Below are 12,165 nucleotides of genomic sequence, written 5' to 3'. Positions count from 1 at the left end.
GATGACCGTGCACGCCAAGCCCCCCATTCGCCGCGAGGCGATGCGAATCGCCGGCCGGCAGGTGACCACGGACGAGGTGGTCGAAGTCTTCAACCCCTACACCAACGAGGTGGTGGGAACGGTCCCGGCCGCGCGGCCGGAGCACGTGCGCGAGGCCTTCGCCAAGGCCCGCGCGTACAAGCCCAGGCTCACCCGCTACGAGCGCCAGCAGATCCTGCTGCGCACGGCCGACATCCTGCGTGACCGAAAGGAAGAGTTCGCCCGCCTGATCACGGCCGAATCCGGGCTGTGCTGGAAGGACAGCCTCTACGAGGCCGGGCGCGCCTACGACGTCTATTCCTTCGCAGGCCAGCTCTGCATCAAGGACGACGGCGAGATCTATTCCTGCGACATCAGCCCCCAGGGCAAGCAGCGCAAGATCTTCACCCAGCGCATGCCGCTGATGGGCGTGATCTCCGCCATCACGCCGTTCAACCACCCGCTCAACATGGTGAGCCACAAGCTCGCCCCGGCCATCGCCACCAACAACCGGGTGGTTCTGAAGCCCACCGAACTGACGCCGCTCACGGCGCTGGCCCTGGCCGATGTGCTCTATGAAGCCGGGCTCCCGCCCGAGATGCTGTCCGTGGTCACCGGCAACCCCGGGACCATGGGCGACAGCATGATCACGGACCCGGATGCGGACCTGATCACCTTCACGGGCTCGGTCCGCGTCGGGAAATACATCGCCGAGAAGGCCGGCTACCGCCGCATCGTGCTGGAGCTCGGAGGCAATGACCCGCTGATCGTCATGGAGGACGCCGACCTCGACAAGGCGGCCGAACTCGCCGTCCAGGGGGCGACCAAGAACTCGGGCCAGCGCTGTACGGCCGTGAAGCGCATCCTTTGCGTGGACTCGGTCGCCGACGCTTTCAGTAAGCTGGTGGTCGAGAAGGCCCGGAAGCTGAAGTGCGGGGACCCCATGGACCCCACCGTGGACGTCGGCACGGTGATCCACGAGGGCGCGGCCAAGCTCTTCGAACGCCGCGTGCAGGACGCCGTGGCCCTTGGGGCCGAGATCCTCCACGGCGCCCCGCGGCAGGGCGCGCTGTTCCCGCCCACCGTGGTCGACCGTGCGCCCTACGACTGCGAGCTTGTGCACGAAGAAACCTTCGGCCCGGTGATCCCGATCATCCGCGTGCCAAATGACATCGACTCCGTGATCCGGATCTCGAACTCGACCGCCTACGGGCTGTCGTCCGGGGTGTGCACGAACCGCATGGATTATGTCGCCCGCTTCGTGAACGAACTCGACGTCGGCACCGTGAACGTCTGGGAAGTCCCGGGCTATCGCATCGAGATGTCGCCCTTCGGCGGCATCAAGGACTCAGGGCTCGGCTACAAGGAAGGCGTGGTCGAAGCCATGAAGAGCTTCACCAATGTGCGCACCTGGTCGATGCCCTGGCCGGCGTGAGCCGGCCAGCTCGAGTGTTGCATAAACAAACAGCGTCAACCCGCCACGAACGCTGAAAAAAGAGCCGGAGATAGCCTGACGGGGACCGTGTCATCCAGCCTTCATCTCACCATGTTTGGTGGCACGCGGAATGCTTCCTGAACGGAAGAAGTCGGAGGGGATCATGAAGCGGAGAACGTTGATCGGCTCGGCCCTCGCGCTGGGCCTGGGACTGGGGATGAGCGTCGGCGCGGCCTGGGCCGAGGCGACGAAGGTCACGATCTACACCGCGCTGGAGAACGACCAGCTGGGGCCGTTCAAGGCGGCCATCGAGAAGGCGGTGCCCGAGGCCGAGGTGGTGTGGGTGCGCGATTCGACGGGCGTCATCACGGCCCGGTTCCTGGCGGAGAAGGACAACCCGCGGGCCGACATGGTGATGGGGCTTGCCGCATCCAGCCTGCTGCTCTTCGAGAACCAGGGCCTGCTTGAGGCTTATGCGCCCAAGGGCGCCGACAAGCTGAAGGCCGTCTTCCAGGACTCGAACCCGCCGCCGACCTGGACCGGCATGGACGCTTTCCTGGGCGTGGTCTGCTACAACACGGCCGAAGCCGGGAAGATCGGCGCCAAGGTCCCGGTCTCCTGGAAAGACCTGACGGACCCGGTCTACAAGGACAAGCTGGTGATGCCGCATCCGGCGTCGTCCGGCACGGGCTACCTCATGGTGGCCGCCTGGCTGCAGATGATGGGTGAGAAGGAGGGCTGGGCCTTCATGGACGCCCTGCACCAGAACATCGCCGTCTACACCCATTCGGGCTCCGCGCCTTGCGTGCAGGCCGCGCGCGGCGAACGCGTCGCCGGCATCGCGCTCGACATGCGCGGCGCGAGCGAGAAGACCAAGGGCGCGCCCATCGAGGTGGTCATCCCGAAGGAAGGCACCGGCTGGGACATGGAGGCGACCGCGATTGTCAAGGGAAGCAAGCACCTCGATGTCGCCAGGAAGATCGCCGACTGGGGCGCCACCAAGGAGGCGAACGAGCTCTATTCCAAGAGCTACGCCGTGGTGGCCTATCCGGGGGTGAACAACACGCCCAAGAACTACCCCCAGGAGGCCGAAGCCAAGATGTTCAAGAACGATTTCGGCTGGATGGCCGCCAATCGCGAGAAGATCCTGACGGAGTGGTCCAGGCGCTACGAGAGCAAGGCCGCGCCGAAGTGATCAGAGGGCCCGGGCCGGCAGCCGCCGCCCGGGCCCTTTGTCGACACGCTCCTTGTTCCGCCGTCATCCCCGGCCGGAGCGACGCAGCCGCGGAGGGGAAGGGGATCCGGGAGACTGGATCCCGTGTGCACGAAAACAGGATGGCGAGCGCATGATGCATGCCGATCCCAAGACCCTGGCCGTCGCGCCGGCCGGCTCCCCGCCGGAGCCGTTCCTACGCATCCGCGGGCTGTCGAAATCGTTTGGCGCCTTCCAGGCCCTGCGCGCTATCGACCTCGACGTCCAGCGGGGAGAATTCGTCTGCTTCCTCGGCCCGTCCGGCTGCGGGAAGACGACCCTCCTGCGCGCCATCGCCGGCCTTGATCGGCAGGACGAGGGCGTGATCCTCATGAATGGGAGGGACGTCTCGGCCGCTCCGCCCGCCGAGCGCGATTTCGGCATCGTCTTCCAGTCCTACGCCCTGTTCCCGAACCTGACCGTGGCCGACAACGTCGGCTACGGCCTGGTGAACCGCCGCATGCGCAAGGTGGAGATCGCGGCCCGGGTGAGGGAGTTGCTCGAACTGGTCGGGCTGGCCGACCAGGCCGGCAAGTACCCGGTGCAGCTCTCCGGCGGACAGCAGCAGCGCATCGCCCTGGCCCGGGCCCTGGCGACGTCGCCGGGCTTGCTGCTGCTGGACGAGCCCCTGTCGGCGTTGGACGCCAAGGTGCGGGTCCGCCTCCGCGAGGAGATCCGCGAGGTCCAGCGCCGCCTGGGCGTCACCACCATCATGGTCACCCATGACCAGGAGGAGGCGCTCGCCATGGCCGACCGCATCGTGGTCATGAACCACGGCGTAATCGAGCAGGTTGGCTCTCCCGAGGAGGTGTACCGCCGCCCCGCCTCGGCCTTCGTGGCGGATTTCGTCGGCAGCATGACCTTCCTGGACGCGGAGGTCGCCGCCCTCGGGCAGGTCCGCGTCGGCGCGATCGCTCTCGCCGCCGACGGGGTGACGAAATCCTACGCGGCGGGGGAACGGCTGCGCCTGGGCCTGCGGCCGGAGGAGATCCGGGTCCGCGGCGTCGCCGACTCCGACCCGAACGCCATCCGGGTGCGCGTCGACGACCTGGAGTTCCTGGGCGCCTTCTGCCGCGCCCGCCTGGTCCCCGAGGCCGACCCCGCCCAGGCCCTGACCGCTGACTTCTCTGCCAATCTCATGCGCGATCTCGACATCGCCCTGGGCGAGCCGCTCACGGTCGCGTTGCCGCCCGCCGCATTGCGCGTCTTCCCGCGCGGCGACCGGCCGGAGGCGGCGCCATGAGCATCGCGCTCGACAGGCGCGACGAGACGTCGGCCGTCCCCCGCCCGCGACTCGGGCTCGTGAGCGAGGGCAAAGTCGCCGGCCTGCTTCTGGGCGCTCTCGTGCTGTTCCTGCTGGTGGCCGTCGCCCTGCCGCTCTGGGCGCTCCTGTCCAAAAGCTTCGAGGACGGCGCTGGGCGCTTCGTCGGCCTCGCCAACTATGTCCGCTATTTCGCCACGCCGACGCTGGTCCAGTCCCTGTTCAACTCGCTCGCGGTCGCGCTTGTGGCCACGGCCATCGTGGTCCCGCTCGCCTTCGGGTACGCCTACGCGCTCACGCGCACCTGCATGCGCTTCAAGGGATTGTTCTACGCCCTTGTGATGCTTCCCGTTTTCGCGCCGTCGCTGCTGTCGGCGATCTCGTTCATCTATATCTTCGGCAACCAGGGCTTCCTGCGCGCCTGGCTGATGGGCGCCAGCGTCTATGGCCCCATCGGCATCGTCATGGCGCAGGTGTTCTACTGCATGCCCCACGCGGCCATGATCCTGGTGACGGCGCTCTCGCTCGCAGACGGGCGCCTCTACGAGGCCGCCGCCGCGCTCGGGACGTCCCGCGCCCGGGTCTTCCGCACGGTGACGCTGCCCGGCGCCCGCTACGGTCTCATCTCGGCGGCGTTCGTGGTCTTCACCCTCGTGGTGACGGACTTCGGGATCCCCAAGGTCATCGGCGGCCAGTTCGGCGTGCTGGCGACGGACGCCTACAAGCAGGTGGTGGGGCAGCAGAACTTCCAGATGGGCGCCGTGGTCGGCATGATCCTGCTCGTGCCCGCGGTCCTCGCCTTCGCGGCCGACAGGCTGGTGCAGAAGAAGCAGGTCTCGCTGCTCTCGGCCCGCGCGGTGCCCTATCAGCCCAGGCCCCGCGCCGGGCGGGACCTCGCCGCCACCGTGTTCTGCGCCGTCGTGGGCGGCCTCATCGCCGCCGTGCTGGGCGTGGCCGTGTGGGCCTCCTTCATCCAGTACTGGCCCTACAACCTCTCGCTGACGCTCGGGAACTACGACTTCCCCGAGTTCGATCCCTCCGGCTGGTCGCCCTACCTCACGTCGCTGCAGCTCGCCTTCGCGGCCTCCGTGATCGGCTCCGCCCTGGTGTTCCTCGGCGCCTACCTCATCGAGAAGCTGAAGGTCGCCCCCGCGCTGCGCGGCTTCGCCCAGTTCCTGGCCATGCTGCCGATGGCGGTGCCGGGCCTCGTTCTCGGCCTGGGCTACGTGTTCTTCTTCAACGCGCGCTGGAACCCGCTCGGCTTCCTCTACGGCACGCTGGGCATCCTGGCGCTGAACACGGTCGGCCACTTCTACACGGTGGCCCACGTCACGGCCGTGACCGCGCTGAAGCAGATCGACGGCGAGTTCGAGGCCGTGTCGGCCTCTCTCAAGGTGCCGTTCTGGACGACGCTGCGCCGCGTTACGTTGCCGATCTGCCTGCCGGCGATCCTCGACGTGGCCGTCTACCTCTTCGTCAACGCGCTCACCACCGTGTCCGCCGTGATCTTCCTCTACGGCCCCAGCACGAAGCTCGCCTCCATCGCCATCGTGCACATGGACGAGGCCGGCTCCACGGCCGCCGCGGCCGCCATGGCGACCTGCGTGGTGGCCACCGCGATCGCCGTGAAGGCCGTCCACCTCCTGCTCGACCGCCTCGTCCTCGCCCGGCTCCAGCGCTGGCGGGTGCGGTGAGCGGTGAGCGGCATAACCAAAGCCTAGCGCCCGTCATTGCGAGGAGCGCAGCGACGAAGCAACCCAGGAGGCTGGGTGTTCCGCCACTCTGGATTGCTTCGCTGCGCTCGCAATGACGGCCCGGGCATGCAGGACATCGCCCCATGACCAGGCATCAGCCTCCGCCCTCCGAGAGCGACACCAACGCGACGCCCCTGCGGGGCGCCTGGCAGGCCGCCCATGTGGGTGAGGCCGAGCGCGCCCTGCTGCGGCGAGACAGCGCCGCCTTCCTGCACCAGTCGGTGTCGACGCCCTGCCTCACGGCCATCGCCAAGGCCGAGGGGATCTGGCTGGAAGACCTGTCCGGCCGGCGCTTCATGGATTTCCACGGCAATTCGGCCCACACGGTCGGCTACGGCCATCCCCGGGTGAAGCAGGCCATCGCCGAGCAGCTGGAAAAATTATCATTCAGCCCGCGCCGCTTCACCTGCGAGCGCTCGGTCGAACTGGCCGAGACCCTGGGCCGGATCACGCCGGGAACGCTGTCCAAGGTGCTCTTCACCACTGGCGGCTCGGACGCGGTCGAGGTCGCCATCAAGCTCGCCCGCGCCGCCACAGGCCGCTTCAAGACCCTGTCCTTCTGGGACGCCTTCCACGGCGCCGGCTTCGGCGCGTCCGCGGTGGGCGGCGAGGCCCTGTTCCGGGCCGGCCCGCACGGTCCGATGATGCCCGGCACGGAGCATGTGGCGCCCTTCGCGTGCTATCGCTGCCCCTATGGCTGGCCCGAGCGCGACGGCAAGCCGCTGCTCGACCAGTGCCGGCTCTCCTGCGCGTCCATGGTGCGCTACGTGCTGGAGCGGGAGGGGGACGTCGCCGCGGTCATCGCCGAGCCCATGCGCGCCACCCCGGTCCCGCCGCCCCCTGGCTATTGGCAGGCCGTCCGCGACGCCTGCGACGCCACCGGGACCCTGCTGATCTTCGACGAGATCCCGACCGGGCTCGGCCGCACCGGCCGCATGTTCTCCTGCGAGCACGACGGGGTGGTCCCGGACATCCTGGTGATCGGCAAGGGACTGGGCGGCGGCGTGCTGCCCATCGCCGCCGTGGTGGCGCGGCCCGAGCTCGACGTCGGCGCCGATTGGGCCTTCGGCCACTACACCCATGAGAAAAACCCCGTCACCGCGGCGGCGGCGCTGGCTACGATCGCGGTGATCGAAGACGAGGGCCTGGTCGATCGCGCCGCCCGCCTCGGCGCCATCGCGCTGGATCGCCTCGAGGCGCTGAAGGCGCGCTGCCCGGCCGTCGGGGACGTGCGGGGCAGGGGACTGATGATCGGCGTCGAGCTGGTCGAGGACCGGGCCGCGAAGCGCCCCGCCAAGGCGCTGGCTGAGCGCACCCTCTATGAAGCGCTGGCCCGGGGCCTGTCCTTCAAGACCACGTTCGGGAACACGCTGACGCTCGCCCCGCCGCTCGTCATCACCGAGCCGGAGCTGATGCAGGCCCTCGATATCCTGGAAGACGCGCTGGGGGCGGCCCTGGCCGCCTGAGCGTCAGCGGCAGCCCACTTCCCCGCATTTCCGCAGGGAGGCGATCATCTGCCCCGTAGTGCGCGGGCCCGGGTAGCCGAAGACGCCCAGCCCGCCGAGCACGAAGGTTGGAGTCGCGATGAAGCCCAGGTTCGCGGCCAGCCGCAGCTGCCCGTCAACCTGCGCCTTGGCCTGCGGCGTCGCCGAGACCTTCTCGATCGCCTCGGCTGGCTTGCCGCTCACATCCGCTGCGATCCGCACCGCTTTGGCGCGGTCGGCCCGGCCGGCCTCGGCGAACATGCGCTGATGGAACCGCCCGGCGGCTGCGTCTCCGGCCATGTTCTGCAGCGCGGCCTCCACGGCCGCCGCGTCCTTCGAGGCGGGCGACAGGATGGGGTTGTTGATCAGCAGGACCCGGAGGTCCGGGTCATTCTCGATGAGCGCGGCGATATCGCCGGCCGCCTTGCGGCACCAGGGGCAGTTGTAGTCGTAGAACTCCGCCAGCACGACGTCGGGGTTCGCCGAGCCCAGGGTGATCCGCCCCGGCGTCGCGTCGATCTGGCTGACGATCTCGACGGGCAGGCGCGCATTGCCGACCGGCTGCCCCTCGTCGCCCTTCAGCTTGATCCACTGGTTCTGACCCTGCGCCCGCGCGGCGGCGGGCAGGGCGGCGGCGAGGCCGGCCAGGAGAAGCGAACGACGGTGCAGATTCATGACGGTGCGACTCGAGCGGTTGATGCGCCTCCGTCGCAGCCCCGCGCGGCGAAACCGTGGCCGCGGAGGCGTCCGGCGGTGCGGAACCTGGGCCGCCGGCGGGCATTGGTCCCCCAAACAGGGAGGCTCGCAATGGATGTGACCCAAGACGAACTCGACGGTCCCGCGCGCCTGCGGTTCTGCAAGTTGGGCGAAAGCCTGCTCAAGCCGGACGGGTGGGAAAGCGCTCGCCGTTTCCCGACGCTGCGCGAAGCCCTCAAGGCGGCGGCCACCGAAGAACCGCCGGCCGGCGCGGCGCCCTTCATCGTCACCAACACCGGCCGCACGCTCAAGCCCGAGCAATTGGCCGTCACCTGGGACGCCATCCAGGGCCCTTGAGCGGGTTCAGGCGCTCGCGACGCGCCGCGCCGGGAACGGAACCACGTTGCCGCCCATCGCGGCGGCGTCGACCGCCGCCGAGCCCTTCGGCATGTCGTGCGCCAGCCGCTCCAGTCCGTCCCGAGCCACGTTCAGCAACGCGTTGACGCGCTCGACGCGGGCGCCGGCCGCCGGCATTTGGGCCAGGTCGTCCAGCGCGAGGTCGATGAGCGACGCGAGCCGCATGGCGATGTCTTCGTTTGAAAGCCGCATGATTGCCCCCGCAAATCGGGGGAAGCACACGCGAGTCGCGCCGGCCTGTCGATGACGGCGGCGCCACACGCCGCGGGAACCTCGCTCAGGAGCGCTCCAGGGCGGGGCCAAGCCTGGTCCCGATGCGGGGCGCCTCTTCCAGCACGAACCTGAGTTGCTCGGCCGTTTCGATCGTCCCCGGGCGAGCGGCGCGGACAAGCGCGACGGCCGCCTCGGGGGCGACTCCGGCATGGACGAGCAGCGTGGCCGCCATCGTGCCCGTGCGACCGAGCCCTGCTGCGCAGTGCAGCGCGACGCGCCCGCCGGCGGCGAGAACGGCGAGGAGCACAGGCGCGATGGACGCCCAGGCGACGATCGTGTCCGGGCCAGGGGCGCGCATGTCCGGAATGGGAACGTGACGCCATTCCATGCCATGCTCCGCCACGGCGCCGGGCAGGCCGGCCGCCCCAAGCCGCTCCCATTCGCCCATTTCCGTGAGCGTCACCAGAATGGACGCGCCCCAGTCCCGGATCCTCGCCAGATCGGCCGCCAGCGGGTCCGGCTCGCCTGCAATGGCGACCGGGCGCCGTCCGGGGCAGGGCGACATCCCGATCAGGCCGCCACGGGGCGGCGCTACGCAGTCGACAGCGGGGTGGGAGCCAGGTCTCTGCATTGGCATTGCAGCGGAAGCATGCCTGACGCCGACGCTGCGGCCAAGCCGGCCACCATCGGGTCGCGCCAGGGGCAGGGACAAAGGCCGCTCTTTCCCAAACCGTCGTAGCGCAGCGAAGCAATCAAGGGGCCGCGCAGTCCTTGATTGCTTCGCTGCGCTCGCAAGGACGGAAAGGGCCACGCAGGCCTTCTCCTCGACGAGCGCTACGACTGGTCGTGCTCGTCCTGGTCCAGGGGCGGCGGGTTCGGGCTCGTGGTCACGAGCGGCTTCGATTCGGGGGGAAGGGTCGTGGCGTAGGCGTTCGCCTCCTGTGGGGACGCGAACTCGCGCGCCGTTGCGCGCTCATAGTGAGGCTGTCCCTCGCCGCGCTCCAGGAAGTGCACGTAGTATCGGGTCTGTGCGGTGGGTCGATCCCGCAGGTCGGTCATCATGGTCACGCCTCCTGCTCCGGCAACGCCCGAGCGGAGACCCCGTTCCGCCCAGGCCTCCAGCGTATCCCCACTGGACCGGACGACGTGCATGAGGCGACAGCGCTGGCGGTCCCGGGAGGACTCGAACCTCCGACCTTCGGTTTAGGAAACCGCTGCTCTATCCTGCTGAGCTACGGAACCGCACGGCGTCCGTTTAGCACGAGGTCGCCGGGGCGCCAATGCGCTGACCTTCGGGGCGAGCGCGGGCCCGCTCTCGCGCCAGCGAGGTCGGGCGCAGCCGCATCCCGCGCCGGAGGTGCAGCCTCCGAGCGCAGAGGAACCTGCCAAAACGCAAGATTGCGGCCCTGCGGACACGCATCAGGCTTATCCCTTTCGAGCATGACCGCGGCCGCCGATCGTTTTCGTGCCCGAAAGGGCCGGCGAACGCCCCGAAATTGCGAGGGTCGGTCCGTTTCGGGCGAGGCTTAGATTTGCTCCCCGCCCCGCGCATCGCCGCCCAGAAGGGCGCCCCGCGGGGCGAAGAAGGGGGGAACGCCATGAAACGGTTCTGGACTGCCCTGGTCGCTGCAAGCCTCGTCCTCGCCTTACCGGAGTTCGCGGCGGCGCAGCGCTCTTCCACCGCCGCCCGCGAGGCGCGCTCGGCCAATGCCGGCGCGGTCGGCGTCATCTCGGGTGGGGCGAGCGGGACCTACATCCGTATCGCCGCAGACCTCGCCACCGTGCTGGACGGGGATGACCTGAGAATTCTGCCCGTCATCGGCCGCGGCTCTCTCCAGAACCTCAAGGACATCATGTTCCTGCGCGGCATCGACATCGGCATCGTGCAGATGGACGCGCGCGAGGCGATGAAGGACGCGGGCCTGGAGAACGAGGCCGAAAAGCGGTTGCGCTATATCGCCCGGCTCTACAACGAGGAGTTCCATCTGCTCGCGGGTCCGGACATCAAGGACATCCGCGACCTTGCGGGCCGCAAGGTCAACATCGACGTGCCGGGCAGCGGCACCAACCTCACGGCGCGCAACGTATTCGCGAAGCTGGGCGTCAGCCCCGAGTTCGTCACGAACGACCAGGCGACCTCCTATGAAAAGCTCCGGGCTGGGGAGATCCAGGCCGTGGCCTATGTGGCGGGCCGCCCCGTCCGCGCCATGGCGGACTTTCAGGAGGGTGGGTACCACCTCCTGGCGATTCCCTTCGAGGGGGACATCGCCGAGTCGTATCTCCCTGCGAAATTCTCGGCCTCCGACTATCCCCGCCTGGTGCAGCCTGGCGGAACCGTCGACACCGTGGCTGTCGGAAGCATCCTGGCCGTCTTCAACTGGCCCCGGGACACCGACCGATACCGCCGCATCAGGCGCTTCGTGGACGCCTTCTTCGGGCGCTTCGACGAGTTCCAGCAGCCGGCCCGTCACCCGAAATGGAAGGACGTCAGCCTCGCGGCGGAGGTTCCGGGCTGGAAGCGCTTCAAGCCCGCGCAAGATTGGCTCGACCGGCAGGGGGAGTCCGCCGGAAAGGCCCATCCGGCGCCAGCCGGCCGGCGCGCGGAGCTCGGCCCGTCCTCCTGGCGGCATCCTTCGGATCTGTTGACGACCTCGCGACTCCAGCCCTGAGGGAGGGTGGCATGACGCTCGATGCGATCAACGCCGAGGCCCGGGGCGGCCAGGACGTCCTGCTGCATGACCGCAGGCGCGGAGCCTTCGCCGTGGGACGGTGGTCCGAGCAACACCACGCGTGGATCGACGGGGGAGACGAACTTCTGCCGATCTCGCCTACCCATTGGGCGGCGCTGGGCCCAGGCTACATCGGCAAGGCGCGCCGCCGCGGCATGCGCGCGAGCGGCGTCCTGGCCTGCGTGCTCGTCGCCCTGGGGGCGGGAGCCGCAGGTGGCCTGCGATGGAACAATCTCCGCGTGATGCTCCTGGAGCACGGGCGCTACAGGCCGGCCAGCCTGGCCGAAGCGGTTGGGCCTACGCCGCCGACGAATCCGGGCGTGGCGCCCACCTTCCTCGCGCCCGGCCTGGCCGCGATCCTTCCGCTGGTCGAGGACGACCCGTCGGGTTCGGACGCTGAGCGGCCTGGGCTGGAACGGGAGCGGCGCCGCGCGCTCCTGGCCGAGAAGGACGCCGCGTTCCTGCGACAGGAACTGGAGCGCGTCCGTGCGCGCCTCGCCCAGCGGGACACGCAGCCCCGAGCTTCCTCCGCCGAAGGCAGGTCTCGGTCGGAGGAACTGGCCAAGGACCTCGCCGACGAGCGCCACACGTCCGAGACCCTCATGAAGCAGATGGCGCAGGCCAACGCAGCGCACGCCACCACCGTCCAGGCCTGGATCGCCGCGCGCGACGCCGCGGACCGGGAGCGGCGGCGGGCCGAGGCGCTGGAGCGGCAGCTGGCCTCCGCCACGGCTGCGCCGGCGGCCGCGGAGGCCGCGCTCGCCGAGGCGAAGGCGCAGGCCCAGGCCCAGGCCGAGCGCGCGGATGCGGCGGCTGTCGAGCTCGCGCAGGCGCGCGACCGCGTCGCCTCCCTGGAGAACGACCTCACGGCCGCGCAGGCGGCGGCCTCCGCGGCCGCCGAACGGG

General features: G+C 69.6%; 12 protein-coding genes and 1 tRNA gene. 8 read left to right on the top strand and 5 right to left on the bottom strand.

The window, feature by feature from the left end:
- The first annotated feature begins 1 nt into the window (after position 1).
- The 5 genes from phnY to pbfA all read left to right on the top strand — a co-directional run bounded on the left by phnY (position 2) and on the right by pbfA (position 7,186).
- On the top strand, positions 2-1,453 hold the full coding sequence (gene phnY / locus SLNSH_RS17710) for a phosphonoacetaldehyde dehydrogenase (protein ID WP_106338348.1): 1,452 nt from the start codon (positions 2-4) through the stop codon (positions 1,451-1,453).
- Positions 1,454-1,616: 163 nt separating this feature from the next.
- Positions 1,617-2,648, top strand: coding sequence for a putative 2-aminoethylphosphonate ABC transporter substrate-binding protein (locus SLNSH_RS17705; RefSeq protein WP_106338408.1), 1,032 nt, complete (start codon positions 1,617-1,619; stop codon positions 2,646-2,648).
- 151 nt (positions 2,649-2,799) lie between these two features.
- Positions 2,800-3,948, top strand: coding sequence for a putative 2-aminoethylphosphonate ABC transporter ATP-binding protein (locus SLNSH_RS17700; protein ID WP_210202531.1), 1,149 nt, complete (start codon positions 2,800-2,802; stop codon positions 3,946-3,948).
- Positions 3,945-5,660, top strand: coding sequence for a putative 2-aminoethylphosphonate ABC transporter permease subunit (locus tag SLNSH_RS17695; RefSeq protein ID WP_106338347.1), 1,716 nt, complete (start codon positions 3,945-3,947; stop codon positions 5,658-5,660). Before SLNSH_RS17700 ends, SLNSH_RS17695 begins: the two co-directional genes overlap by 4 nt.
- Positions 5,661-5,803: 143 nt before the next feature.
- Entirely contained in the window at positions 5,804-7,186 is a 1,383-nt protein-coding gene (pbfA, locus tag SLNSH_RS17690) for a (R)-1-hydroxy-2-aminoethylphosphonate ammonia-lyase (protein WP_106338346.1), read from the top strand.
- Between the two features lie 3 nt (positions 7,187-7,189).
- Here the strand turns inward: pbfA and SLNSH_RS17685 are convergent, their stop codons facing one another.
- Positions 7,190-7,879: a DsbA family protein gene (locus SLNSH_RS17685; protein ID WP_106338345.1), complete on the bottom strand. Its 690-nt coding sequence runs from the start codon at positions 7,877-7,879 to the stop codon at positions 7,190-7,192.
- 132 nt (positions 7,880-8,011) lie between these two features.
- Here SLNSH_RS17685 and SLNSH_RS17680 point away from each other — a divergent pair, with 132 nt between their 5' ends.
- Complete coding sequence (locus SLNSH_RS17680; protein ID WP_106338344.1) at positions 8,012-8,257, top strand: hypothetical protein; 246 nt, start codon at positions 8,012-8,014, stop codon at positions 8,255-8,257.
- A 6-nt stretch (positions 8,258-8,263) separates the two neighbouring features.
- On the opposite strand, the gene SLNSH_RS17675 is transcribed toward SLNSH_RS17680, so the two are convergent.
- The 4 genes from SLNSH_RS17675 to SLNSH_RS17660 all read right to left on the bottom strand — a co-directional run bounded on the left by SLNSH_RS17675 (position 8,264) and on the right by SLNSH_RS17660 (position 9,772).
- On the bottom strand, positions 8,264-8,509 hold the full coding sequence (locus SLNSH_RS17675; protein WP_146140302.1) for a hypothetical protein: 246 nt from the start codon (positions 8,507-8,509) through the stop codon (positions 8,264-8,266).
- Positions 8,510-8,594: 85 nt separating this feature from the next.
- The gene (locus tag SLNSH_RS17670; protein WP_210202530.1) at positions 8,595-9,161 is read right to left on the bottom strand and encodes a phosphatase domain-containing putative toxin; all 567 of its coding nucleotides are present in this window, start codon (positions 9,159-9,161) and stop codon (positions 8,595-8,597) included.
- 203 nt (positions 9,162-9,364) lie between these two features.
- A complete protein-coding gene (locus SLNSH_RS17665; protein ID WP_146140301.1) occupies positions 9,365-9,598 on the bottom strand; it encodes a hypothetical protein in 234 nt (77 codons plus the stop codon).
- Positions 9,599-9,695: 97 nt separating this feature from the next.
- Positions 9,696-9,772 (bottom strand) — tRNA-Arg (locus tag SLNSH_RS17660).
- 356 nt (positions 9,773-10,128) lie between these two features.
- Between SLNSH_RS17660 and SLNSH_RS17655 the strand changes: the two genes are divergently transcribed.
- Positions 10,129-11,199, top strand: coding sequence for a TAXI family TRAP transporter solute-binding subunit (locus tag SLNSH_RS17655; protein ID WP_146140300.1), 1,071 nt, complete (start codon positions 10,129-10,131; stop codon positions 11,197-11,199).
- 11 nt (positions 11,200-11,210) lie between these two features.
- Positions 11,211-12,165, top strand: a 955-nt coding sequence (locus SLNSH_RS17650; protein ID WP_425353018.1) for a hypothetical protein, incomplete at its 3' end; no start/stop codon positions are given.

This window comes from Alsobacter soli (genome assembly GCF_003004785.1).
GTDB lineage: Bacteria > Pseudomonadota > Alphaproteobacteria > Rhizobiales > Beijerinckiaceae > Alsobacter > Alsobacter soli.
The sequence above is the reverse complement of the archived record's forward strand: the minus strand, read 5'-3'. Positions and strand labels throughout refer to the sequence as shown.

What these genes read in the sequence shown, in the direction of transcription:
- SLNSH_RS17655 (WP_146140300.1), top strand. Translation starts at nt 10,129, where the DNA reads ATGAAACGGTTCTGGACTGCCCTGGTCGCTGCAAGCCTCGTCCTCGCC.
- phnY (WP_106338348.1), top strand. Translation starts at nt 2, where the DNA reads ATGACCGTGCACGCCAAGCCCCCCATTCGCCGCGAGGCGATGCGAATC.
- pbfA (WP_106338346.1), top strand. Translation starts at nt 5,804, where the DNA reads ATGACCAGGCATCAGCCTCCGCCCTCCGAGAGCGACACCAACGCGACG.
- SLNSH_RS17680 (WP_106338344.1), top strand. Translation starts at nt 8,012, where the DNA reads ATGGATGTGACCCAAGACGAACTCGACGGTCCCGCGCGCCTGCGGTTC.
- SLNSH_RS17705 (WP_106338408.1), top strand. Translation starts at nt 1,617, where the DNA reads ATGAAGCGGAGAACGTTGATCGGCTCGGCCCTCGCGCTGGGCCTGGGA.
- SLNSH_RS17675 (WP_146140302.1), bottom strand. Translation starts at nt 8,509, where the DNA reads ATGCGGCTTTCAAACGAAGACATCGCCATGCGGCTCGCGTCGCTCATC.
- SLNSH_RS17685 (WP_106338345.1), bottom strand. Translation starts at nt 7,879, where the DNA reads ATGAATCTGCACCGTCGTTCGCTTCTCCTGGCCGGCCTCGCCGCCGCC.
- SLNSH_RS17695 (WP_106338347.1), top strand. Translation starts at nt 3,945, where the DNA reads ATGAGCATCGCGCTCGACAGGCGCGACGAGACGTCGGCCGTCCCCCGC.
- SLNSH_RS17700 (WP_210202531.1), top strand. Translation starts at nt 2,800, where the DNA reads ATGATGCATGCCGATCCCAAGACCCTGGCCGTCGCGCCGGCCGGCTCC.
- SLNSH_RS17670 (WP_210202530.1), bottom strand. Translation starts at nt 9,161, where the DNA reads ATGCAGAGACCTGGCTCCCACCCCGCTGTCGACTGCGTAGCGCCGCCC.